The following is a 25,208-nucleotide window of genomic DNA, read 5'->3' as shown; positions in this document are numbered from 1 at the left end:
CTTGATGCGGAATCCACAAAAAAAAGTATAACTAAATTATAGATTCCTGCCTTCGCAGGAATGACAAATTATGAATAGAATAAAAAGTAAACTACAAGAAGACAAAAAGTTATTGTCCATATACTTTACAGCGGGTTATCCAGAAATTAACGATACCGTTTCAATAATACAGGATTTAGAGAAAAACGGTGTGGATATGATTGAGATTGGCTTGCCGTTTAGCGACCCATTGGCAGATGGCCCTACCATTCAAGATAGTTCTACAGCAGCTTTAAAAAACGGAATGACTACCGAGGTGCTTTTTAATCAGTTGGAAGGTATTCGTGAGACGGTTTCTATCCCATTGATTATAATGGGATATTTTAACCCAATGTTTCAATATGGTGTGGAAGCATTTTGTAAAAAATGCCATGAGTTAGGTATTGATGGGTTGATTATTCCTGATTTACCAGTAGATGTGTATCATGAAAAATACCTAGCCATTTTTGAAAAATACGACTTAATTAATGTGTTTTTAATTACACCGCAAACTAGTGATGAGCGTATTCGCTATATAGATTCTATTTCAAATGGCTTTATTTATATGGTAAGTAGTGCGAGTACAACGGGTGCAAAATCTGGTTTTGGCGATGAACAAACTGCGTATTTTGAGCGTATTGGTAAAATGAATTTAAACAACCCACAAGTCATAGGTTTTGGCATAAGTAATAATGAAACGTTTACGCAGGCCACAACATATGCCAAAGGCGCTATTATTGGTAGTGCTTTTGTGAAACATGTAACGAAACATGGGGTTGGTAGTATTGATACTTTTACCAATAGTATCCTAAATGGATAACAAAAGAAAAGGAATTTTAAAATGGTACTTAACCGTTTTAATTGATAATTATGCTAACTTTTCAGGTAGGGCAAGACGAGAAGAGTATTGGATGTATGTACTATTTTGGTTTCTCACTGTTTTTGCGATTAATCTGCTATCTTATGTGCTATCGGATTTTATTGATATTGGATGGTTCCCAATGATTATTGGTGTTTTTGCTCTAGCTACTCTAATACCATGGCTAGCAGTAAATGTAAGACGCCTACATGATCAAGGAAAAAGTGGAGGTTATTTTTTTATAAACTTCATTCCACTAGTTGGTCGTATTTGGTATTTGGTATTGATGTGCAGAGATGGAGAATATGGGGCAAATCGATATGGTCCAGACCCAAAGAACCCCGAAATTAATGATGAGATTGATGATATTGGAAAACCGCTTTTGGAGGATTAGGTATAGCAAATAAGCTCTATGTAGAGTTAATTTCGTCTATTCTTGTGCCGTCTGGAGTTGTTTTTATTATTTCTATTTCTTTTGTTTCCTCCAGAATTATTTGAATTAGAATTTCTTGGTCTATCTCTGTGTTGCCTGTTTTGACCTTGCTTAATAGGTTCAGTAGAGGCATTCGGATCAGGCTCAAAGCCTTCAATAATTTCTACTTCAATTTTTTCTCCTATTAATTTTTCAATACCTTTTAAAAAAGTCGTTTCATCTGCACTTACTAAAGATAATGCTTGCCCATTAGCTCCTGCTCTACCTGTTCTACCTATTCTATGTACATAATCTTCTGAAATATTAGGTAATTCGAAATTGATAACATGAGGCAATAAGGGAATATCCAATCCTCGTGCTGCAATATCAGTAGCTACTAACACTCTAATTTTACCGCTTTTAAAACCAGATAACGCTTTTGTTCTAGCGCCTTGGCTTTTATTACCGTGAATGGCTGCTGCCGTAATGCCAGCCTTTACCATTTTCTCACAAAGCCTATTGGCACCATGTTTTGTTCTAGTAAACACTAAAACTTGTTTCCAATTACCTTCTGAGATTAACTTTATAATTAAATCTGTTTTTTTTGCTTTGGCTACACGATATACTTTTTGAGCAATCGCTTCAACTGTTGTGTTTTCTGGAGTAGCCTCAACTTGAACAGGATTGTTTAAAATACCATGCGCTAACTTTTTAATTTCTTTTGAAAATGTTGCCGAAAACATCAAATTTTGGCGTTTATCTGGCATCAAATTAATCACCTTTTGAATATCTCTCAAAAAACCCATATCCAACATTCTATCGGCTTCATCCAAAACAAAAATCTCAACGCGTTTAATGGATAATAAACCTTGATTTTGCAAATCTAATAAGCGTCCAGGTGTGGCTACTAAAACATCAACACCGCGTCTCATTGTAGCTACTTGCGGCTTTTGATTAACACCCCCAAATATTACAGCACTTCGTAAGTTTAAAAACTCGCTATATTCTCTAACATTAGCATAAACTTGTGCTGCCAACTCTCGTGTTGGGGTTAATATTAGCGCTCGAATGGGTCTGTATTTTTCTTTCGGATTTTCAGAAAGAATATGTAAAAGTGGTAGCGTAAATCCTGCTGTTTTCCCCGTGCCTGTTTGTGCTGATGCTAACACATCTTTACCTTCTAAAACTGGTGGAATTGCTTTTTGCTGAATGGGACTCGGGGTAGTGTATCCTTTTTTGCTAATTGCTTTTAGCAAGGCTTCGGATAAGCCTAAAGATTGAAATGACATATAAATTGTTTAGTAACCCTGAATTGGGCATTTCGAGATGACAATTTGTTTTGAAAAATTTCACCTCCTATTAATTAAGTTGCGAATGTACGCCTTATTTTCTGAGGAAATTTCAATTCAATCATCTAAAAAATTCCCTGTACTGCATCACTCTAAAATCAAACGTATTGAACCTTGGGTTTTTAGCTTTAAGTTGTTTGTAAAGTGGAATGCTTCCGATAGCTCGGTTTGCCGACCCTGAAGGCGAAGTAAGAGATACTGTTTTAATCACTCTTTTCCCTAAATTACATATATGAAGCCTTGGAATCTCATTTGACACCAATTTTAATTTAAGCCCGTAGTCTTTTATATGTCTTCTAAAGAAATATTCTGGTCCGTTTTTACTGTTTCCTCCAGTAAATAAAATGGTTTCAATGGTTGGAAATTGTTTTAAGTACTCAATTATATCTCTTAGTTTAACGTTTTGCATACCTAAATCTGATGCATCAATTTTATCACGCTCTGCACTTTCTACAATGTCGCAAACCCCAATTTTATTTTGAATCAGAAATTGTTTGCGTTGTTGAATAGCTTCATTAGAATTATCAAATCTTAAATTCAGTTTGTGGATTTTATCAATATATAACCAAAGTGAATTGTAATAACTGCCATAACAAAAATCTACATCTTTTTCTAAAAGATCTCCTGTTGAAAAGCGAGGTGGTGGCAAAGTACCGACGATTAGTTTTTTGGTATCTTCTTGAATAAATGGTGGGTATGGATGTTTATGTTTGAACATTTGAATCATTCCTAAAACAGTAAACTTAACAGTTAATCACTTGTTAATCTTTTGTTCTAGGGAATATTTTTTTGTAGGTTATGTAATGAAATCAAAATTAATAAAGATTCTCGTCTTCACGGGAATGACAAATATTACAATTGAATGGGAAAAGGCGATAAAAAAACAAAACGTGGTAAAATAAATAGAGGCACTTTTGGTGCAAGACGTCCAAGAATTAAAAAGAAACCAAGTGTTGAGCAAAAAATAAGTGTAGAAAAAAAAGCTAAAGCCAAATAACTACAAAACTTCCAAAAGCTTTTTAGCTTCGGAAATTGTTGTACCGTATAGCCTTTTATTGGGTTTCGTCATGTGTTGTCCTTCAGAAATTAAGGACTCTAAAATCTCTTTGGCTTCATCTTTCTTATTAATATTCAATAGAAAATTGGCATAAACTAAACGTTCATTGTAGAATGAAAACCGGATATCTATCGCTTTTAAATTTTCTTCGGCCTTAGCAATCTCACCTTCCTTTTCAAGTGCCAATCCATACAAAAACTGCGTTCTAGATTTTTTGAACTCTGGATGTAATTTTATTTGTTCTCCATAAGACACCACACTTTTGTAATCTTCGATATGATGATAGGCTTTAATCATATTTTTAATCACATAAAAGTCGTTTTGAAAATTACCATCCAAAGCATTTTGGTAATGTTTTAAGGCATTTTGGTAATCTTTATTTTCCAAATGTGCGTCAGCCAGATTCACCCTGTTTTGATACGTATCTGAAAACTCCACTTTTCTCTCTAAGTCTTTAATCTTCTTAGTGGGATTGATAATATTGGTAATCTCCGAACCTATTTTTTCAGCATCACGCTTATTATAGACTTGAGTTATGATATAAATAATACAACCCAAAAGTGACAAAAAGAAAATGATAAATATCCAATAATAAGGACGTCTATTCTTTATGGCATGATAAATACAAAATCCCTGAAGCGCAATTATTATGTAATACCACATGCATTAAATTGGAATGAGTTAAGGTTTTAAACTTAACAAAAAAACCGCAACTAACCTACCTTATAAAAACCAAATCGGTATCGGTTGACATATCTTCGTTGAAACCATAACCCATATAATTAAAACCTTTTAAGGCTTCTATGGTTTGGGCATTTGTATCGATAATATATCTAGCCATGGCGCCCCGGGCTTCTTTTGCAAAAAATGAGATAACCTTATATGTACCGTTCTTAAAGTCCTTGAAATTAGCTGTTATTACAGGAACTTTCAACGCTTTTTTATCAATGGCTTTAAAGTACTCGTTACTAGCTAAGTTAAGAAACAACTCATTGTCTCCTAGCTCTTCGTTTAACGCTTTAGTAATGTCTTTTTTCCAAAATTCATATAAATTCTTTTTTGCACCCACTGGCATTTTTGTACCCATTTCTAAACGATAAGGTTGCATTAAATCCATAGGTTTTAAAACCCCATACAATCCAGAAAGAATGCGTACAGTATCTTGTAAAGTATCTAATTTTTCTTCTGGAATAGTGTAGGCATCTAGCCCGCGATATACATCACCATTAAATGCATAAACTGCTGGCCTAGAGTTATTTTTTGTAAATGGTAGCTCCCAAGACTGGTTGCGCTCATAATTCAGATGTCCTAAAGCATCAGAAATACTCATAAGCTTTGATAGACTTTTAGCTGATTTCTTTTTAAGAAGTTTATTCAAACGCTCTGACTGTTTTAAAAACTTAGGTTCAGTATGTTTTGATGTTGGCAATTCTGTTTCAAAGTCCAAAGATTTTGCCGGAGAAATTACTAACTTCATTTTATATTTTATTTATTTACGTTCATTCTATAATAATTCAAATTTACAACTCATTTTTAGCAATTGTAATGGAAGCTTACTATTATTTGTGATGAAGTCATAGCTTAAACTTATAACTATTTAAATTTAAATTAGATATACTTATTCAAAAATACCACAATAAAATGATTGCATTTCTACACACAAATAAAGCACATATTCCTACTTTTGAAGCATTAGTGAGAACTCAAAATATTGAAATTGGCATACAACATTATGTCAACAAAAACATATTGGATAGCGCTTTGGAAACCGGAGTGACAGATTCCATTCAGTTTGAAAAAGAAATTGAAGCTATTAGAAAAGATAATCCTTCTCTTATTATTTGCACCTGTTCCACTTATGGCGCGGAAAGTGACAAATATCCTGATGTTTACAGAATAGATTATCCTGTCATAGCTTATTTGGTAAATAATTATACCAAAATAGGATTGGTATACACTGCTAACTCTACGAAAATAGTAAGTGAAAACTTGATGCTTAAGATAGCTGATGATACAAAAAAAGCTATTGAAATAGTGGACGTTGATTGCTCTGAGTTATGGCAACATTTTGAAAAAGGTGATTTGGACAGCTACAACAAAGGCATTGCAAAAAAGACCATTGAAAAAGCTTCTGAAGTTGATGTATTTTTTCTTGCACAGGCCTCAATGGCTGGGGCAAAAGCTTATTTAAAAGGTCTTGACAAAGAAGTATTTACAAGCCCTGAATTTGGGATAAAAAAGTTGCTAAATAAATTGAGCATTTAATTATAAATCGTACTACCCCGAATGCCTGGAATAGCTGCGCCATTTCTCAATACAACGCACCATATCTTCAGGAATTGGAGTCTCAAAACACATAAATTCTCCGGTTTTAGGATGCTTGAAACCTAAAGTTTTGGCATGTAGTGCTTGCCTAGGTAATACTTTAAAGCAGTTGTCTACAAATTGCTTGTATTTGGTAAATGTGGTACCTTTTAAGATAACATTACCACCATAGCGCTCATCATTAAACAAGGTATGCCCAATATGTTTCATATGCACACGTATTTGGTGTGTGCGCCCCGTTTCCAGCTTACAGGACACCAAGGTTACATAGCCCAAACGCTCTAACACTTTATAATGTGTCACAGCCGGTTTCCCTTTTTCGGCTTCATCATCTAGAAAAACCGTGTTTTGTAGTCGGTTTTTCGGGTGTCGCCCAATATTGCCTTCAATGACGCCCTTATCTGCTTCCACATTGCCCCAAACTAAAGCCACATATTCGCGTTCGCTAGTTTTTTCCGCAAATTGCAAAGATAGATGAGCCATCGCTTTTTCAGTTTTGGCAACAACCAACAAACCACTAGTATCTTTATCTATGCGATGTACCAATCCAGGACGCTCGCTAGAATTATTTGGCAGATTTTCAAAGCGATAAATGAGTCCGTTAATCAAGGTACCCGAATAGTTGCCATGGCCTGGGTGCACTACCAATCCCGCAGGTTTGTTAACCACCAGCAGTTCGTCATCTTCATACACAATATCTAGTGGCATATCCTCTCCTACTAAAAGTGCTTCGTAAGTTGGATGAGGAAACAATACTTTTATATGATCGTTAGGTCTTACTTTGTAATTGGATTTTACTGGTATGCCATTTACCAAAATACCACTATTTTTTGCTGCATTTTGAATTTTACTACGTGTGATGTTTTCGATGTAATTCATCAGATATTTATCAATACGTAGTGGTGCCTGTCCTTTGTCTACAGTAAATGTGTGGTGCTCATAAAGGTTATCTTCCTCGGGTAATTGCGGCGTGTATTCTTCCATAATGTTGCACTAGTTTATGCTAATGCTAAGGGCGATTTCCATTACCTAAAACCAAATCAATCTTAGATGTTTTTGGTAGCTTTTCACCTGGATTTAATGTCTTGCCCTTATATTTTAATTGCAGTACAATGTCTTTTCCTAAGTTATCCACGTAAGTAATGCTGCCCACTTTAAAGCCTAAAGCTTCCAAATTAGGTTCGGCTTGTCTAAAGGTACGCTCTCTTAAATCTGGCACCTCAACTTTTCTATAGCCGGACGGATTAAGCGTTAGGTATATCTTTCGGTCTTCTTTTACTTTTGTGCCCGCGGCAGGTTCTTGATCAATTACCGAAAACTTGGGGTAATCTGGATTAAAATTAGCCGAATCCTGAATTTGCATTACCAAATTGTTTTCGTTTAACTCTATTTCTGCCACTTTAATAGACTTGCCTTTAAGCTCGGGCACCGTTTCAAATTCGCCGTGATTGGTCATCGATTTTAACACTTTCAACATTATAAAACAAAAAACAACAATGGCAACAATGGCTAAACCCAATTGTTTTAAAAATATTTTGCTGAACAGAAACTTAAAGAAACTCATTTACAGATTTTTCGGTGAGACAAATATATAATATTTTGTTTTGCTGTTTATATCATTATTTTAGCTTAACTATAATAGATACGAATTATTGTAGTTTTTAGATGAAGAACAAAGAAATATATGACTGATAAAAAGAACATCGCCATCATCATGGGTGGCTATTCCAGTGAATATAAAATATCATTAACCAGTGGCAACGTGGTATTTGAAACTTTAGACAGAAACAAGTACAACCCTTATCGCATTCATATTTTTAAAGATAAATGGGTATATGTTGATGAAGAAGATATGGAATTTCCCATCGATAAAAATGATTTTTCTATTAATGTAGATAGTTTCAAAATTACGTTTGATTGTGTGTTTAACGCTATTCACGGTTCTCCTGGAGAAGATGGTTTTATGCAAAGTTATTTAGAGCTTTTGGGCATTCCGCATACAAGTTGCAATATGTATCAAGCGGCAATTACATTTAATAAAAGAGATTGCTTAAGTATTTTAAAACCTTATGGTATAAAAACAGCCGAATCTTATTATTTAAATTTGGGAGATGCTATTGACGAAACTGCTATTATTAATAAAGTAGGCTTACCATGTTTTGTAAAAGCTAATAAAGCTGGAAGCAGTTTTGGGGTAAGCAAAGTCTATAAACAGGGAGGCTTACAAAATGCCATAGATATTGCTTTTAAAGAAGATGATGAGATAATTATCGAATCATTTTTAGAAGGTACTGAAGTCTCAGTTGGTGTGATAACTTACCAAGGCAAAACCAAAGTATTACCCATAACAGAAATTGTATCTGAAAACGATTTTTTTGATTATCAAGCAAAATATCTTGGAAAATCACAAGAAATAACACCGGCACGACTAACCCCTGAACAAGAAGAAAAGGTGAATACTTTGGCTAAAAAAGTATATGAGGTTTTAAAAATGAAAGGCTTTTCCAGAAGCGAATATATTTTTAAGGACGGAGAACCTCATTTATTAGAAATGAATACGGTTCCTGGGTTGACCAAGGAAAGCATCTTACCGCAACAGGCGGCAGCAGCTGGTATTTCGTTATCTGATTTGTTTGATAATGCTATTGAAGAGGCTTTGAAATAATACAGTCAGATTGACTTACCATTAAATAAACATTATATTTGATTAGTTGTCATTCCTGCGAAGGCAGGAATCCACAATAAAAATAAAACTCTTAAATAGATTCCTGCCTTCGCAGGAATGACAAAACTAAAATGAAACGTGCAATTTTTCCAGGGTCTTTTGATCCATTAACTTTAGGACATTACGACATCATTAAACGTGGTGTTACACTTTTCGATGAAATTATTGTAGCTATTGGTGTTAATTCATCAAAAAAGTACATGTTTTCGCTTCAGGAGCGTCAGCAATTCATACGCGATGCCTTTAAAGATGAGCCTAAGGTAAAGGTTGTAACTTATGAAGGCCTAACCGTAGATTTTTGCTTAAAAAATGATGTGGAATTTATCTTAAGAGGCCTAAGAAATCCAGCAGATTTTGAATTTGAAAAAGCTATTGCACACACCAATAGAGATCTTGCTCCTATCGAAACTATATTTTTATTAACTTCTGCAGACACCTCCTATATTGCATCTTCTATTGTTCGAGATGTTATTAGAAATAATGGAGATTACACCAAATTAGTACCTGATAGCGTTAGGGTCAAATAGTCGCAGTGTAAATTGCGAAATTTCTGATTACTTTCAAAAAATAAAAAGTCACGTTTTTCTTTGCGTCTCTGCAACTTTGAGAGGGACAATGTAACGTCTTGATTGATTTCGCTACATATAAATAGCTAATTGTCATAATTCCATGTTACATCACATTACATATTTATTCTTTAAGTTGAATCTCATTCAGCCGTCTGAAAACTCAATCGATTTTTGGACGGACACTAAAGATGTGCCTAAACTGGAATATGCCTTAAAACATGGTAACTACAATACCAGAAAACTAGCTGCAGAAGCTTTGGCGCATGCTGGACAATGTTCTTCGGTTCCTGTATTGTTGCGAGCCATGAATGATAAAGTACAGAATGTATCTATTGCGGCTTTAAATACTTTAGAGGCTTTGGGATGTAATGATGATTTAGTCGTTACCATTACCAGAAAACGTTTTAATTGGGTAAAGGACGTTAGAGACAGAGCAGCTAAACAAGAAGCCAACAAAGACAAAAAACGCAATATTTACCGTTGGGAGCGCGCCAGTAAAAAGTCTTTTGAGATAGTTAAGGAGCGCCTAAAACGACCCATACGCTAAAGGTAATTATGCTCTTTAACTCACAAGTCTTTTTGAATGTTCAATAACGAATGCAACACTCTCAAGGACTTGATTTTATAAAAATTTTCAACTACCTTCGTTTACCGTCGGATATAAGCCATTACAACGGCGTCATATCCATAAAGTTGGGCACAATTAGAGAAAAACCGAAATCGAATGAAAAATAGAATAATATTTATGGCTTTATTAATCGGACTTATAACTTATGGGAAAGTCTTTGCGCAAAATGAACTAAAACCGGTTGAGCATAAAATTATTGCGGAAGGAACTGACTCACCAATTCCTGAATTACAAATCGTTTGCTTCAATAAGTATTTTAATAAAGACTATCTATCTGCTGAATTCCGAAAAAAATATAATCTTGACGACAAAACACTGTACAAAAAGAAAATGCTTATCGAAATATTTCAATCGGACAAAAATAAAAAAGGGCTTGATAAAATTGACCTAATTGGAATTTCGGAAAACGATACTGAATTCATTATTGAATATAATGTTGTGAATTCGGAATCGGACAATGACGATAAACAACTTTCACCGTTTTTGATAGTTCAAGTTCCTAAATCAAAAAAGAAAATGAAATTTATAGCAAACGGAATCGAATTAGGGAAAAGCGACAGATATTATGTGGACTAAAAATAACTGTGCCCAACAATGCATAACCGCAATTACGGCGGATTCGACTACGTCCGAATCCATAATACAATACAATTGAGATCCTGAATCAATCCCGATAGCTATCGGGACAGGATGCACTACGGTTATTTAATTAATTCCCTTACCTCATCAAAATCCAAACCACCATAATTACCAGAACTCATTAATAATAAAGCTTTATTTTCAAAGTTTTGCGAGAACAAAAAATCCTTAAAATCATCTGGATTAGTATAAATTATTAAGTCGTCTCTTTGAAACGCCTCAGCAATTTGTTCATGTGTAACTTCCTCTAACTTTTTAATTTCTACAGCATGTGGCGAATAAAATACCACAGCAACGTCGGCAGCATCTAAAGCACCTTTGTATTCCTTTAAAAATTCAGCGTTTAAGCTACTGTAGGTATGTAGTTCCAAACACGCTACTAAAGTTCTGTTTTGATATTGCTCTTTCACAGCTTTTGTAGTAGCCTCTACTTTACTTGGGGAATGTGCAAAGTCTTTATATGCGACACTATTTGTGCTTTCCACAATTTTTTCTAAACGTTTACTTGCGCCTTTAAACGTAGAAATGGCTTCATAAAAATCATCTTCGTCAATACCCATGTGTTGGCAAATCCATTTGGCACCTGCTAAGTTGTTTAGGTTGTGCTTTCCAAAAACTTCTATGGGTAAATCACCTTCGGGAGTTTCTAAAAGCGTTTGTCCGTTTTCAACCGTATACGCAGGTGTTTGGTATGGCAATTTTCTAATAGTGTTTTCGCTAGCTTCTACCACGCGTTTTACTTCTAGGTCTTCCTCATTGTAATTTATACTGCCTCCAGATACTATGGAATCCACAAAAATGTTGAACTGCTCTACATAGTTTTCATAGGTTGGAAAAACATTAATATGATCCCAAGCAATCCCGCTCAACAGTGCAATATTTGGTTTGTATAAATGAAATTTCGGTCGTCTGTCAATTGGAGAACTTAAATATTCATCGCCTTCTAAAACGATAAAATCATTGTCTTCGGTGAGTTTTACCATAACATCAAAACCTTCCAACTGTGCACCTACCATATAATCTACATCTCTATCGTGATAATGCATCACATGCAAAATCATGGAGGTAATGGTTGTTTTTCCATGACTACCACTAATAACTACACGTGTTTTGTGTTTAGATTGTTCGTACAAAAACTCTGGATAGCTATAAATTTTCACACCTAATTCTTGTGCTTTTAACAACTCAGGATTATCGGCTTTGGCATGCATACCCAAAACAATAGCATCTAAATCTGAGGTGATTTTTTCGGGAAACCAACCAAAGGTTTTAGGTAGTAATCCTTTGGCTTCTAATCGAGATTTTGAGGGTTCAAAAATTGTGTCATCACTTCCAGTTACCTTGTATCCTTTGCTATGTAAGGCTAATGCCAAATTGTGCATTGCGGCACCACCGATTGCTATAAAATGTACGTTCATGTAACAAATATCAAACTCTCATGTTAAAGTTCAAAAATTAATAATTAAAAGTTTGAAAAACTTATAAAAGTGAAAACTTTCAGTATTTTGCATCGTAATATTGCAATATTACTATAAAATAGCTCTTTAAACCCATAGATTACAGTAATCTATAAAATGAAACTCCTAAAGCTTTAATATTTTCTCTTTTTGCGCTTGAAAAGGCTTAATTTTTGGAAGTTCGGCAATCGCCAAGTCTATATGCTCCAAAGCCTTTGTTTTGTTACGCTTATGTGCGTGTATTTGCGCCAAACGGTAATGCGCCCAGGCCTTGGGAACGCCATCCTTTGCAGTGTAGTTTTTAAGATAAATATGTAGGCATTTTTCGCCTTTTTCCAGTTCTACGTTATATTCTGCCGCTACTTTTCCTATTTGATAGTGCAGCGCATTGCGCTGGTGTTTCTCCTGTGCCTGCTCTATAGTGGCGAGCGCTTTTTTTGGCTGATTTTTAGTTTCATAAAATGTAGAGAGCTTGTTATAGCAAGTTAAGGACCCTCCCTCTGAAATAGCTTTTATATAATAACTTTCAGCTAGTTCTGGCTCATCGTCATACTCATAAATATAGCCTTTGGCCAAGTAACCATCTACCTTGGAGAGCTGTTCCAATTCCTCAGCAAATTTTAATGATTTATCTTTACTGCCTCCAAAAATACCAGGAAGCTGCATATACAGTTCTACTAAGGCCCAACGTGCATCAATATGGTTTTTATCCAACTCTACCGCTTTTAGAAAGGCCGACTTAATATCTCCAATAAAACCAATGGCTTTAAACTTATTTTGTAGTGCCTTCATACCTAAAACACCGCCGTATTTATAGTGATAATTCGCTACTTCTGGTTTGGCCTCTACAAGTTTTTTGTATACGTCTATAGCTTCATCCCACTTTTCCTGATGTCCATAAGTGTCGCCCAAAAGTTCTATGGCTTGAAGGTCTTCAGGTTGTTGGTCTAGGTATTTCAACACAACCGCTTCCGCTTTTGCAAATTGCTTTTTTTCTATAAGCAGCGGAACATCTTCAATCGCTTGCTGAGAGATGCACACCATGGGTAACAGAAAAAAAAGGATAAGCTGTTTCATGTTTTTTGCGGTACTGGAGGCAAAAATAAAGGTTTTGGTTTATTTTGAATTCCTATTAGGATAATCTTATGATTTAGCGTTTCGTTATTAATTTATATGTACGTGTTTACTCTTAAAATGATTAACTTCACTCATCCAACGAAAGTACTCACCCATTTATTATTTTTTTGGAATGGCTTTTGAACGTAGTTTAGACACAAAACTAATTTGAAATGAATTTAGCACTGGCGAAACAAACTATAATACTTTTTATGATTCTTTTATTTTCAAACTTATCCCAAGCCCAAAATGAAAATTATGAGCATTCATGGAAAGAAGTGGAAGCTTTTGAAAAGAAAGGGTTACCAAAATCTGCTTTAAAAGTGGTGGAACAAATTTCAAAAAAAGCCTCAAAGGATAAAAATAACCCACAAGTTGTAAAAACCATGCTCTTTAGGAGCAAGTATGCGCTGACTTTAAAAGAAGATGCTCAGCTTAAGATTATAAATGATTTTAAAACCGCCATTGCCAGTAGCGAATTTCCAACTAAAAATATATTAGAAAGTATTTTGGCTAACTTGTATTGGCAGTACTTTCAACAAAACCGTTATAAATTTTACAATCGTACAAAAACTTCTGAAAAGGTTGATGTTGATGATTTTAGAACCTGGGATTTGCAAACCCTATTTGATGAAGTGCATTTGCATTATCAAAATTCCTTAAAAAGTGGGTTACTACTGCAGTTGCAACCTTTAGAGCAGTACAGCGCACTTCTAAATGAACAAAAAGGATCTAAGATATTTCGTCCCACATTGTTTGATTTCTTAGCACATAATGCCTTAGATTTTTATAAAATCAATGAAACCCACATTACTAAACCTGCTTATAAATTTGAAGTTGACGACCCAAAATATCTAGCCGATGCCGAAACGTTTTCAGTATTAACTATCACATCTAAAGACAGCACATCGCTTCAATTACATGCACTTAATATTTATAAAGATTTGATTCGGATTCATTTGAAAGACGAATCGCCTTTTGCGTTAGCCGATGTAAATATTGAGCGTTTGAAGTTTGTACATGAACACGCCACTTTTGATGATAAGGACGCACTTTTATTATCTACATTAAAAAATGAAAGTGATCGCCTAGAGCAACATGAAGTTTCCGGATTGTATGATTTTGAAATCGCTTCGATGCATCACAATCAGAGTAAACAGTACAGCCCAAAAACTAACGAAACCCATCGCTGGAAAGCTAAGGAAGCTTTGGGTATTTGCAATTCAGTTATTGCTGATTTCCCAGAAAGTAAAGGAGCGGAAAAATGTGCTGTTTTAAAATCGCAAATTCTACAATCTACTTTACAATTAAGAACTGAAGCGTTTTTACCCATTCAAAAGGAAGCGCGACTTTTAGTTAACTATACAAATGTGAGTGCCTTAAACTTTAAGGTATATCCCCTTTCAGAAAAAGAACACGAGAAATTCTTTAAAACCTATCGGCAGGATGAACAGTGGCAATTCATTCAAAAGTTAAAACCCATACAAACTTGGGAAAGTAAACTCAGAAGCGAAGGCGATTTTCAAAGACATGCAACGGAAGTGTTACTGCCTAAATTAAATAATGGTAGATATCTTGTAGTAGCTTCAAAAAATGAAAACCTTGAAACAAATTTTGCCTTTGCCGAACTTCAAGTTACAGATTTGGCTTTGGTAGAAACCGAAACGCCAAAACATAAGATATTCCAAATCATTGATAGAAATAATGGTGCACCGGTTGCAAATGCCAATGTTACCATGTCCTATCTCTTGCCTAGAAATAAGTCTAAACAGGTCAAAAATTATAGCACCAATACCTTAGGTGAAATTGAAGTTGTAAAAACGCGCCAATGGCTTAGAAATATAAATTTAAAAGTGAAACATGGCGATGATACAGCTTATTTTGGTGATTTTTATATGAATCAATCTTACGATGACCCCAAACCAAAGACAGATTATGGAGCCTTTTTATTTACAGATAGAAGCATTTACAGACCTGGACAAACGCTATACTTTAAAGGCATTGCGATGCAAACTGATGATGGAGAATCTGAAGTTTTGCCAAAGGAAAGCCTTAGTGTTTCTTTATACAATGTAAATGCTGAAAAGCTTAAAACATTACAGCTGGTAACGAATAATTTCGGTTCGGTTTCGGGGGAATTTATTTTACCGAACAATGGGTTGAATGGTGCGTATTATTTACAATTAAGATCTGAGGACAAAACCTCTCGATTGAACTCTAGACAGTATTTCTCGGTTGAAGAATACAAACGTCCTAAGTTTGAAACTAAATTTCATCCAGTTACCGAAACTTATAAAGTCAATGACTCGGTTACGGTAAAAGGGAATGCCTTAGCGTTTTCTGGTACTAACATTACAGATGCTAAAGTGGTGTACCGTGTGCATCGTAAGGTGGAATACCCACGCTGGTATTTTTGGTATCGCCCTTATTTGAGAACCGAACCTCAGGAAATTACCCATGGTGAAAGCCTAACAGACGCTTCTGGAAACTTCAGTATTACGTTTAAAGCAATGCCTGATGAGAGTGTGGATAAATCCAGCCTTCCTATTTTCAAGTATGAAGTTACCGCAGATGTTACCGATATCAATGGCGAAACAAGAAGTGCTACAACTACAGTAAATGTGGGGTATCATGCTTTAATCGTGAATTTAGATGCTCCAGATAGAATAGATAAAACTAAAAAAGATAACGAAATCATTATTGATTCTAAAAATTTGAATGGTGAATACGCTCCTGCAAGTGGTGTTGTAAAAATCTTTAAGTTGATACCACCTTCATCTGTTTTAAGACCGCGTCCTTCGCCTGCACCCGATTATCAAGAATGGTCTAAATCAGATTTCAAAGCATTATTTCCCCATGATGCTTATGCTGATGAGCATTTACCTGCTAATTGGGAAAAAGGCGAACTGGTTTTTGAGAAACCTTTTGATACTGAAACATCTAAAAAAATTGCACTTGGTAAGCTTAAAAAATGGGAGTCTGGAAAATATGCAATTACCTTGGAAAGCAAGGATAAATTTGGACAACTCGTTAAAGACGAAACCCGAACAACGCTTTATAGTGATAAAGACAAAACCTTATCAGACAAGCAATTATTCAGCATCTCTACAGATAAACCATCCTACAATATTGGAGACACAGCTTTAATCACCATTGGTTCTGCAGCTAAAAATATTGCCATAACAGTTACTGTTGAAAAAGATAAAGAGATTATAAAAAAAGAAGTCATCACGTTAAACAACAATAAACGTGTGATTAGTGTACCAGTTACTGAAAACGATCTTGGTGGATTTGCGGTAAGTTATAGTTTTGCAGCCTTTAACAGCTTTAAACATGGTACTGAACTAATTGCAGTACCCTACCCTAAAACTGATTTAGAAATTGAAACTCTAACTTTTAGAGATAAATTACAACCAGGAACTGACGAAACTTGGCAGTTTAAAATTAAAGGGCCAAAGGGTGAAAAAGTAAGTGCAGAATTGTTGGCAAGCATGTATGATGCATCTTTAGACCAATTCAAAACGCATCAATGGAACTTTAACCCAATTTATCGTCCAAGTTATAACAGTAATAGCAATTCTGGTGCGCATTTAAGCTTTGGAACAGAGAATTTTAGGGTGTATCAAGATCGATTTAGGGCAAATTATAGTCATCAGGCTTATGATAGATTGAATTGGTTTGGGTTTAGATTTGGAAATTATTATTCATCCCGATATAGAAAAGCATTGTCTGGTAGAGTCGCCGGTGTCGCAATGGCACCTCAAAATGCTGAATTAAATGAAGAATCTGTGGAATATGGAATAGAACAAGATAGTGAAGTGTACTTTTTAAAAGAGGCAAAATATACTACCACCGACACAATCGATGATACAGGATACTCTTTTAAGTTAGAAAGAGCTAAAATAGTTGAAAGAAGAAAACCAAACTTCGATAACATCAAAATCCGGAAAAACTTTCAAGAAACGGCGTTCTTCTTTCCGCAGTTAAAAACGGATGAAGAAGGTAATGTAAGTTTCAGTTTCACCACTCCTGAAGCCTTAACCCAATGGAAATTACAATTATTGGCACATACTAAAACCTTAGAAAGTGTTACCACCAGTTTAACGGCAGTTACCCAAAAAGAATTGATGGTGATACCCAATGCACCCCGTTTTTTACGTGAAGGTGATAACATTACCATTAGCACAAAAATTGCAAACCTAACAGAGAAACAACTTTCTGGACAAGCTAAGTTAGTTTTGACTGATGCTATTTCTGGGGAAGAGATTACCTCAAAACTGGTGTCTGAGGCTCTCGAAGACACCTCCAAAAAAGATAAAAGTAATGTGGCTTCGAGTGCCTCAGCCACCAAGTCTTTTTCTGTAGATGCAAATGGCAACACCCAAGTCTCTTGGCAATTATCCATTCCAGATAATATACAAGCAATACAGTATAAAATATTAGCAGCTTCAGGAGATTTTAGCGATGGAGAACAAAATGCACTCCCAGTACTTTCCAATAGAATGTTGGTTACAGAAACCTTACCGATGTGGGTAAAAAGTAACGAGACTAGAAGTTTTACTTTGGATAAGTTGGCAAACCTTAACGAGCCTTCGAGAACCTCAGGCTCCACGCTTAAACATCATAAGCTGACTTTGGAAATGACTTCTAATCCAGCGTGGTATGCGGTACAAGCATTGCCCTACTTGATGGAATATCCGTATGAGTGTAATGAGCAAACCTTTTCAAGATATTATGCCAATGCTTTGGCGAGCCATATTGCGAATTCAAACCCTAGAATTCAAGAGGTTTTTAAGCAGTGGCGTAATACAAACGCACTACTTTCAAACTTGGAAAAAAACCAAGAATTAAAATCAATTTTAATTCAAGAAACGCCTTGGTTACGAGATGCACAAAGCGAAACCGAACAAAAAAAACGTATTGCCTTATTATTCGATTTGAACAAAATGAATAATGAATTACAATCGGCCATCAACAAGTTAAAAAGTAATCAAATGTCTTCAGGAGGGTGGTCTTGGTTTAAAGGCGGAAATGAAAACCGATATATCACACAACATATTATTGCTGGTTTTGGGCACTTAAATAAACTTAATGTCATTTCGACAGAGCGAGGTACGAGCGACGAGAAATCTCATTATCAAATGATAGAAAAAGCAATCAAATATTTAGATCAACAATTCATTAAAGAATACAAAGACATTAGAAAATACAATGCAAAAGCAGACCTAAATAAAGATCATTTAAGCTACACTCAATTGCACTATCTATATACGAGAAGCTTCTTCCCAGAGATTAAAACATCTAAAGAAGTAGAAGATATTATGGCTTATTACCAATCACAAATTCAAAAGTATTGGCTAAAACGATCGTTATACGCTAAAGGTATGATGGTACTTGTGTCCCATAGAAATAATGATATAAAAACTGCTTCAAAAATTTTAAAATCTTTGAAGGAAACTAGTATTACTTCGGATGAATTGGGCATGTATTGGAAATCTAACACTAATTCATGGTATTGGTATCAAGCGCCTATTGAAACGCAAGCGCTATTAATAGAAGTTTTTGGTGAAGCTGGTTCTATCATTCAGAGTGAAACAAAGAATATTGAAACCATCGACAATTTAAAAATCTGGTTACTTAAAAATAAGCAGACCAATAAATGGAAGACTACTAAGGCAACTACAGAGGCTGTTTACGCTTTATTGCTACAAGGTAGCGCTTGGTTATCAGCAGGCACTGAGCGCAGTCGAAGCGTAACCGATATGGCTGCTGTGAATTTAGGAGGACAACAAATAGAACCATCAAAATTAGAAAATGTAACAGTTGAAGCGGGCACTGGTTATTATAAAACGTCTTGGGATTCCTCTGAAATCAAACCAGAAATGGCAAAGGTTGAAATTTCCAAAAAAGGACAAGGTATCGCTTGGGGTGCTTTATACTGGCAATATTTTGAAGATTTAGATAAAATTACTTCAGCAGACCTGCCTGCCGGCAGGCAGGAACGCCCTTTAAGTTTGAATAAAAGATTATTCCTGAAAACCAATACAGATACAGGCGAAGAAATTACAGAAATCTCTTCTGAAACTAAATTAAAAGTAGGCGATTTAGTCAGAGTTCGTATTGAATTAAAAAGCGATAGAAACATGGAATTTTTGCACATGAAAGATATGAGAGCTTCTGGTTTAGAACCTGTAAACGTCCTTTCAAAATACAAATGGCAAGATGGTTTAGGTTATTATGAAAGTACTAAAGATGCTTCTACTAACTTCTTTTTTGATTATTTACCAAAAGGCGTTTATGTGTTTGAATATGATTTACGAGTGAATAATGCAGGAAATATGAGTAATGGCATCACAACCATTCAAAGCATGTATGCTCCAGAATTTAGTAGCCACAGTGAAGGTGTGAGGATTATGATAGAACAGCCTAAATAGGAAGAAGATACTTAAATTCCTTATATTTACACTGTATAAATGTACTTTAACCTATAAAATGCATGACTTACAGTTGCCCCAAAATTATTACTTTTTTAAAACTGCTTCCAGTATTCTTATGCACGCTGGCATGCGTCAGTTGTGGTGTTAACCGAGAAGCGTCTGCATCTGAAAAAACGTATGAGGTAAAGCAGACACCAAAAATTGTTTTTCTAAACTACAGCATTAAGAAAAATGAAAACGGAAACAAAACTGTTGCATTTTTAGATTCAAAAAAAGTAGAAGGTACACTTAAAAATCAAAAGAAAATACTGGATAAAAAAGGGAATTTAGGAGATTTAGTTTGTGCTCAACTCGATGCATCATCATCAATAGTATCGCAACAATTAATTAAAAACCCTTTGGTAAAAACGGTTGAATATGTTGATGAAACCAAAAATTTTAAGGTTGTACAAATGGAGTTATATAGTTCTGAATTTACCGTTAGATTACAACTATATCCAGAAACTAAATATGTTGCTATCAATATTAATAATGAAGAAAATCCACTGATATTAACTAAAGTAAGTGAACTATGAAGCGATACTTGACTTTATTGATATTACTTGTTTTCAGTCTATTTAGTACTGCACAAGTTTTTGATGTAGAAACCATAAAATATGAAGGCGATGATAACAAACGTATAAATTTAGTGATTCTAGGAGATGGTTATCAAGCTTCTGAATTAGATCAGTTTGTAATGGATGCAACTAGTTTTTCTACTGAATTATTTAGTCAATCCCCTTTTTTGGAATACAGTGATTACTTTAATGTATATGCCATAAAAGTTCCTTCTAATGAAAGCGGTGCCGACCATCCTGCAACAGCCACCGATGTTACGGAACCTCTTACACCTATAACAACAGCAGACACCTATTTTAATTCTACATTTGATGGTTTTGGATTTCATAGGCTGTTATTTTATGGTATAGACTGGCCAAGTTCAAATATTGCTAGATCAAAAATTATTTCTGTACTAGCAGATAATTTTCCTGCCTATGACTCCGCTTTAATTTTAGTCAATTCTACTGTTTATGGCGGTAGCGGTGGAGAATTTCCTATGTCTTCCATGGCCACCAGCGCTAACGAAATTGCCATTCACGAGTTGGGGCATTCGCTTTTTAATTTATTAGATGAATATTACCCTGGAGACGGAAGGTTGAGAGAAGATATTAATTCTACCCAAGAATCTGACCCAAGTTTAATTAAATGGAAAAACTGGCTCAACGATGATGGTGTTGGAGTTTATGCGTATGGTACTTCTGGTGAAGCGGCGACCTGGAACAGACCTCATCAAGGTTGTAAAATGCGTTATTTAGGATTTCCGTTTTGCTCAGTTTGTAAAGAAGGTATGGTTGAAAAAATACACGACTTAGTATCACCTGTTGATAGTTTTAGCCCGAATAATGATACTCCAGTTGAAAACCCAACATTTCCTTTAGATTTTGAATTGACTTTGATAAAACCGAACCCCAATACTTTAGAAAGTGTCTGGACCTTGAACGGTACTGCTATTGGAAATAATGTTGACATGGTTTCTTTATTAGCCACAGATTTGATGGACGGCAGTAACACCTTAACCTCGGTAATAACTGACAATAGTCCAATGTTAAGAGTTGATAATCATGAAACCGTACATGTAAATACGGTAACGTGGACTATCAATTATTCTGCATTAAGCGTCGATGATATAGATGCCAAATCAAATAGCTATAGTATTTCTTTGTATCCGAATCCAACGAATTCAATACTTAATTTTAAGTTTGAAAGCAATACTGATGCCGATGTAAAAGTGAATATTACAAGTTTAGATGGAAAGCAATTACAATCGTTATTACTCTCTTCCTATCAAACTAAAGAAATTGACATAAGTAATTTTAGCTCAGGAATCTATGTTGCGAATTTCTTTGCTAATAATACGCTCTTAACAAGTAGAAAAATAGTTAAAAACTAACCAACTATTTTGAAGGTGGCGTTGTAGGACGCACCTCGATTTTACTTGGTAAAGTTCTTGGATGCATTTCTAAAAGGTCAACCACCAGCTTACCAATATCTTCAATTTGAATTTTCCACGCATCTTTTTCTCCAGGTTCGTTATTATTAAAATATGTAGACACAGACCCTGGCATTATCGTACTTACTTTTACACCATGTTGTCTTAGGTCTAGCATTACAGCTTGGGTAAAACCAGTTACTCCAAATTTACTGGCGTTGTAAGCAGCACCTCCAGCAAAGAAATTGGTTCCTGCCAAACTAGAAATAGTAATAAAATAACCTTTTGAAGCTCTTAGGGCATCAACCCCTGCCTTTATGGAATAAAACACCCCAGTGAGATTTGTATCTATAACGTCATGCCAATCTTCTAATGATAAATTTTCAATAGTCCCGAAACGCCCTAAACCAGCATTGGCGATTATGATATCTAGTTTACCAAAATGTGCTATAGTTTCAGCAACAGCCTTTTCTTGACTTTCAAAGTCTCTCACGTCAGCAGCAATTCCTATGGCTTTGGCATTAGTTGCCCCATTATTTAAGTTTTCCGCAGCCTCTTTTGCGGCAGCTTCACTTCTACTGGTAACAGCAACGTTTACACCCTTCGCCAATAACGCCTGCGCCACACCATAACCAATACCTTTTGAACCGCCAGTGATTAGGGCTACTTTATTTTGAATGTCATTCATAGTAATATCTTTTAGGTAAAACTACAAAAGATGAAAATGAATGAAGAATTTGAAATGTTAGGATAATTATAAAATTTACAATTATTTCGAAAGCATTGGATACTTCTTAATCACTTTCCTCACAATCGCAGCAAACCTTTCTTCGCGTTTTATAGGTTCGGCTCTCGGATTAAAACCCGACTCGCTTTTTGCTTGCCAAAATAATTGCTTGTTGGAAGCATCTACAAAATCAAAAACAATTTCCCGTGTCATATTAGATTGACCAATGGGCAAACCAATAGAAATACCACCTCCTACATTTCCGCTTCCACCGCCAACGCCAACGCCTACCGTTTCCCGTTGAGCATTTCGAAATTCAACACTTTTAATATCAATTAAAAAATCTGGGTTTTCAGAAATTGAAAATCCATTCGCTTTTAATTCAGTATCCAGAGCATCCAATAAACGTTTTGTATCCAAGTCGCTTAGTCCTGTTTCCATATCACCAAAATACTGATACGTCTTAAATTTTGAGAAGTCTGTGTCTTTTTCGTAATCGTAATTAACGTAGATGGGCGCACAAGAAAATATGGTTAGTAACACAAAAAATGCTAGAAGTCGTTTCATAATGGCTATTTTTAAATAAATTTAGTCAAAAATTATTCCATTTATAAATGAATACCGGTAATCTTTCAAAAAAGCAATTGTTTCAGTTTTTAATAGCATTGTTTCTTTACTCAAATTTTACTTTTAGTCAGAATGAAAGACCTCAAGAGCCACATCTTCCTCTAGATTATCATTCTGAAAACGTAACATTTACGAATAAAAAAGCAAATGGCATCAAATTAGCTGGTACACTTACTCTTCCAAAGAACGTTAAAAAACCAGCAGTTGCTATTTTAATTAGTGGGTCGGGACCTCAAAATAGAGATGAAGAGGTAAAACAATTCAACCACAAGCCATTTTTAGTACTATCAGATTATTTAACAAAAAAAGGTATTGCTGTTTTAAGATATGACGATAGAGGTATAGCAAAATCAGAAGGTGATTTTAAAAAAGCTACCTCGTTTGATTTTGCATCAGATGTTGATGCTGCAATTACGTTTCTTAAGAATCGAAATGATATTGACACATCTAAAATAGGATTAATTGGCCATAGTGAAGGCGGACTTATTGCACCGATAGTAGCATCAAAAAACAAAGACGTAGCGTTTGCTGTTTTATTGGCTGGAACAGGCGTTGACGGTGGTAAAATACTCCAAACGCAATCACGAAAAATGCTGGAATTAAGAGGAACACCCCCAATGATGCTGGACGAAAATGAAAAACTGACCACCATTATTTATGGAGCGATTAAAAACCATAAAAATATAGATACGCTTAAAACTGTAATTAGAAAAGGTTTAAATGATTTTAAAGCGCAGAATCCTATGTCGGTTGTTGCGCCATCCATAACACCAACTTTAATTGAGCAACAGTTTAAAATATTAGATTCAAAATGGCTTTTAGAATTTATTAGAATTGAACCAAAAGATTACCTAGAAAAAGTTTCCTGCCCTATTTTGGTATTGAATGGCAGTAAAGATGTTCAGGTTTTACCAGAAGTAAATTTACCGGCAATTGAAAAAGCTATAGCAATTTCTGGCAATACAGACGTTACCATTAAAGAATTAAAGGGTTTAAATCACTTATTTCAAACTGCTGAAACTGGAAATATAGACGAATACAAAACTATTGAAGAAACTTTTGCGCCTTCTGCATTACAACTCATTGCAGATTGGATTAATGAGAGGTTTTAACAAATTTGCACCGCGTTAGGGATTGAACGGCATGTTTGAAATCCCCGACGAAGGAGGGATTGAGTAGTGAAAGCCCGACCCTTTAGGGTAACGCCAAAAAATTAAGAGTTCAACATTTTCCAGAGTCTATCTTTAAGTTCTGTGATACCTTGTTGCGCAACAGAAGAAATAAATACGTACGGAATAGGTAGTTCGCCTTCTAGTTCTGCATTTAATTCTAACTTTAGCTCCTCGTCCAGCATATCGCTTTTTGAAATGGCGATTAGGCGCTCCTTATCCAACATTTCTGGATTATATCGACGGAGTTCGTCCAGTAGAATATCGTACTGTTTTTTAATATCATCTGCATCTGCAGGAATTAAAAACAATAGGACAGAATTGCGCTCAATATGGCGCAAGAAGTAATGTCCTAGGCCTTTACCTTCGGCCGCACCTTCGATGATACCCGGAATATCTGCCATTACGAATGTTTTAAAATCGCGATATTCCACAATACCAAGATTTGGTTTTAACGTGGTAAATTCATAATCTGCTATCTTAGGTTTTGCAGAGGTAATTACTGAGAGCAAAGTCGATTTTCCCGCATTTGGGAACCCCACCAGCCCAACATCTGCCAAAACCTTAAGTTCCATGGTGATATACTTCTCCTCCATGGGTAAACCTGGTTGGGCATAACGAGGTGTTTGGTTTGTGGAGGATTTAAAATGCCAGTTACCTAAACCGCCTTTTCCTCCTTCAACAATTACTTTTTCTTCATCATGTTCTGTGATTTCAAAAATAATAGTATTGGTTTCAGTATCCCTTACAACCGTACCCAAGGGCACATCGATGTAAGCATCTTCGCCATCGGCTCCTGTACTACGGCTACTGCTTCCATGTGCGCCATGACCCGCACGAACGTGCTTTTTAAATTTTAAATGATGAAGTGTCCAAAGATTAGAATTTCCTCGAATAATCACGTGTCCACCACGACCACCATCACCTCCATCTGGACCACCTTTGGTAATATATTTTTCGCGATGTAGGTGCGCCGAACCTTGGCCACCTTTACCAGAGGAAACATACATTTTTACATAATCGACAAAATTTCCTTCAGTCATTATTTCTATCATTCCCGCGAAG

23 protein-coding genes are annotated in these 25,208 nt (G+C 35.4%); 12 read left to right on the top strand and 11 right to left on the bottom strand.

The features are described from left to right. The first annotated feature begins 70 nt into the window (after positions 1 to 70). Both trpA and AC1B0Z_RS14835 read left to right on the top strand, forming a co-directional pair. Positions 71 to 838: a tryptophan synthase subunit alpha gene (trpA, locus tag AC1B0Z_RS14840; RefSeq protein ID WP_483792912.1), complete on the top strand. Its 768-nt coding sequence runs from the start codon at positions 71 to 73 to the stop codon at positions 836 to 838. After that, positions 831 to 1,271, top strand: a complete 441-nt coding sequence (locus AC1B0Z_RS14835) for a DUF805 domain-containing protein (RefSeq protein WP_483792910.1) — start codon at positions 831 to 833, stop codon at positions 1,269 to 1,271. The genes trpA and AC1B0Z_RS14835 overlap by 8 nt, the downstream gene beginning before the upstream one ends. Positions 1,272 to 1,297: 26 nt before the next feature. On the opposite strand, the gene AC1B0Z_RS14830 is transcribed toward AC1B0Z_RS14835, so the two are convergent. Next, positions 1,298 to 2,578, bottom strand: a complete 1,281-nt coding sequence (locus AC1B0Z_RS14830; protein WP_483792909.1) for a DEAD/DEAH box helicase — start codon at positions 2,576 to 2,578, stop codon at positions 1,298 to 1,300. A gap of 121 nt (positions 2,579 to 2,699) precedes the next feature. Continuing rightward, positions 2,700 to 3,356 carry a uracil-DNA glycosylase family protein gene (locus AC1B0Z_RS14825; protein ID WP_483792907.1) on the bottom strand — a complete coding sequence of 219 codons (657 nt, stop codon included), beginning with the start codon at positions 3,354 to 3,356 and terminating at the stop codon, positions 2,700 to 2,702. A 144-nt stretch (positions 3,357 to 3,500) separates the two neighbouring features. Between AC1B0Z_RS14825 and AC1B0Z_RS14820 the strand changes: the two genes are divergently transcribed. Continuing rightward, positions 3,501 to 3,635: a 30S ribosomal protein THX gene (locus AC1B0Z_RS14820; RefSeq protein ID WP_130963197.1), complete on the top strand. Its 135-nt coding sequence runs from the start codon at positions 3,501 to 3,503 to the stop codon at positions 3,633 to 3,635. Here AC1B0Z_RS14820 and AC1B0Z_RS14815 read toward each other — a convergent pair whose 3' ends face one another. After that, a complete protein-coding gene (locus tag AC1B0Z_RS14815; RefSeq protein WP_483792906.1) occupies positions 3,636 to 4,358 on the bottom strand; it encodes a TRAFs-binding domain-containing protein in 723 nt (240 codons plus the stop codon). 55 nt (positions 4,359 to 4,413) lie between these two features. After that, entirely contained in the window at positions 4,414 to 5,172 is a 759-nt protein-coding gene (gene yaaA / locus AC1B0Z_RS14810) for a peroxide stress protein YaaA (protein ID WP_483792904.1), read from the bottom strand. Positions 5,173 to 5,336: 164 nt separating this feature from the next. Here yaaA and AC1B0Z_RS14805 point away from each other — a divergent pair, with 164 nt between their 5' ends. Continuing rightward, entirely contained in the window at positions 5,337 to 5,960 is a 624-nt protein-coding gene (locus AC1B0Z_RS14805; protein ID WP_483792903.1) for a hypothetical protein, read from the top strand. 12 nt (positions 5,961 to 5,972) lie between these two features. On the opposite strand, the gene AC1B0Z_RS14800 is transcribed toward AC1B0Z_RS14805, so the two are convergent. Together AC1B0Z_RS14800 and AC1B0Z_RS14795 are read right to left on the bottom strand one after the other, a co-directional pair. Next, positions 5,973 to 7,004, bottom strand: coding sequence for an RluA family pseudouridine synthase (locus tag AC1B0Z_RS14800; RefSeq protein WP_483792902.1), 1,032 nt, complete (start codon positions 7,002 to 7,004; stop codon positions 5,973 to 5,975). A 25-nt stretch (positions 7,005 to 7,029) separates the two neighbouring features. Next, positions 7,030 to 7,584 carry a PASTA domain-containing protein gene (locus AC1B0Z_RS14795; protein ID WP_483792901.1) on the bottom strand — a complete coding sequence of 185 codons (555 nt, stop codon included), beginning with the start codon at positions 7,582 to 7,584 and terminating at the stop codon, positions 7,030 to 7,032. 120 nt (positions 7,585 to 7,704) lie between these two features. On the opposite strand from AC1B0Z_RS14795, the gene AC1B0Z_RS14790 reads away from it, so the two are divergent. From AC1B0Z_RS14790 to AC1B0Z_RS14775, 4 genes are all read left to right on the top strand, one after another. Continuing rightward, positions 7,705 to 8,685 carry a D-alanine--D-alanine ligase gene (locus AC1B0Z_RS14790; protein WP_483792899.1) on the top strand — a complete coding sequence of 327 codons (981 nt, stop codon included), beginning with the start codon at positions 7,705 to 7,707 and terminating at the stop codon, positions 8,683 to 8,685. A gap of 131 nt (positions 8,686 to 8,816) precedes the next feature. Then, positions 8,817 to 9,272: a pantetheine-phosphate adenylyltransferase gene (coaD, locus tag AC1B0Z_RS14785; RefSeq protein WP_483792897.1), complete on the top strand. Its 456-nt coding sequence runs from the start codon at positions 8,817 to 8,819 to the stop codon at positions 9,270 to 9,272. A gap of 142 nt (positions 9,273 to 9,414) precedes the next feature. Beyond that, positions 9,415 to 9,861, top strand: coding sequence for a HEAT repeat domain-containing protein (locus AC1B0Z_RS14780; protein ID WP_483792895.1), 447 nt, complete (start codon positions 9,415 to 9,417; stop codon positions 9,859 to 9,861). Between the two features lie 177 nt (positions 9,862 to 10,038). After that, positions 10,039 to 10,518: a hypothetical protein gene (locus tag AC1B0Z_RS14775; protein ID WP_483792893.1), complete on the top strand. Its 480-nt coding sequence runs from the start codon at positions 10,039 to 10,041 to the stop codon at positions 10,516 to 10,518. A gap of 125 nt (positions 10,519 to 10,643) precedes the next feature. On the opposite strand, the gene AC1B0Z_RS14770 is transcribed toward AC1B0Z_RS14775, so the two are convergent. Continuing rightward, entirely contained in the window at positions 10,644 to 11,999 is a 1,356-nt protein-coding gene (locus AC1B0Z_RS14770; protein WP_483792892.1) for a UDP-N-acetylmuramate--L-alanine ligase, read from the bottom strand. 165 nt (positions 12,000 to 12,164) lie between these two features. Continuing rightward, entirely contained in the window at positions 12,165 to 13,115 is a 951-nt protein-coding gene (locus AC1B0Z_RS14765; RefSeq protein ID WP_483792891.1) for a tetratricopeptide repeat protein, read from the bottom strand. A gap of 212 nt (positions 13,116 to 13,327) precedes the next feature. Between AC1B0Z_RS14765 and AC1B0Z_RS14760 the strand changes: the two genes are divergently transcribed. The 3 genes from AC1B0Z_RS14760 (at position 13,328) to AC1B0Z_RS14750 (ending at position 21,581) form a co-directional block, all read left to right on the top strand. Further along, the gene (locus AC1B0Z_RS14760; RefSeq protein WP_483792890.1) at positions 13,328 to 19,588 is read left to right on the top strand and encodes an alpha-2-macroglobulin family protein; all 6,261 of its coding nucleotides are present in this window, start codon (positions 13,328 to 13,330) and stop codon (positions 19,586 to 19,588) included. A 62-nt stretch (positions 19,589 to 19,650) separates the two neighbouring features. After that, positions 19,651 to 20,166 (top strand): hypothetical protein, encoded by a 516-nt coding sequence (locus AC1B0Z_RS14755; protein ID WP_483792889.1) that lies wholly within the window; start codon positions 19,651 to 19,653, stop codon positions 20,164 to 20,166. After that, positions 20,163 to 21,581, top strand: a complete 1,419-nt coding sequence (locus AC1B0Z_RS14750; protein WP_483792888.1) for a T9SS type A sorting domain-containing protein — start codon at positions 20,163 to 20,165, stop codon at positions 21,579 to 21,581. Before AC1B0Z_RS14755 ends, AC1B0Z_RS14750 begins: the two co-directional genes overlap by 4 nt. Before the next feature lie 4 nt (positions 21,582 to 21,585). Here the strand turns inward: AC1B0Z_RS14750 and AC1B0Z_RS14745 are convergent, their stop codons facing one another. After that, positions 21,586 to 22,308 carry an SDR family oxidoreductase gene (locus tag AC1B0Z_RS14745; RefSeq protein WP_483792887.1) on the bottom strand — a complete coding sequence of 241 codons (723 nt, stop codon included), beginning with the start codon at positions 22,306 to 22,308 and terminating at the stop codon, positions 21,586 to 21,588. A gap of 81 nt (positions 22,309 to 22,389) precedes the next feature. Beyond that, positions 22,390 to 22,914 (bottom strand): DUF4136 domain-containing protein, encoded by a 525-nt coding sequence (locus AC1B0Z_RS14740; protein WP_483792885.1) that lies wholly within the window; start codon positions 22,912 to 22,914, stop codon positions 22,390 to 22,392. 47 nt (positions 22,915 to 22,961) lie between these two features. On the opposite strand from AC1B0Z_RS14740, the gene AC1B0Z_RS14735 reads away from it, so the two are divergent. Then, positions 22,962 to 24,086: an alpha/beta hydrolase family protein gene (locus AC1B0Z_RS14735; RefSeq protein WP_483792884.1), complete on the top strand. Its 1,125-nt coding sequence runs from the start codon at positions 22,962 to 22,964 to the stop codon at positions 24,084 to 24,086. A gap of 101 nt (positions 24,087 to 24,187) precedes the next feature. On the opposite strand, the gene obgE is transcribed toward AC1B0Z_RS14735, so the two are convergent. Beyond that, positions 24,188 to 25,186: a GTPase ObgE gene (obgE, locus tag AC1B0Z_RS14730; protein ID WP_483795319.1), complete on the bottom strand. Its 999-nt coding sequence runs from the start codon at positions 25,184 to 25,186 to the stop codon at positions 24,188 to 24,190. Positions 25,187 to 25,208 lie beyond the last annotated feature (22 nt).

It is taken from the genome of Hyunsoonleella sp. J2K-J805, assembly GCF_057167125.1.
This window is presented reverse-complemented; position numbering and strand designations above follow the sequence as displayed.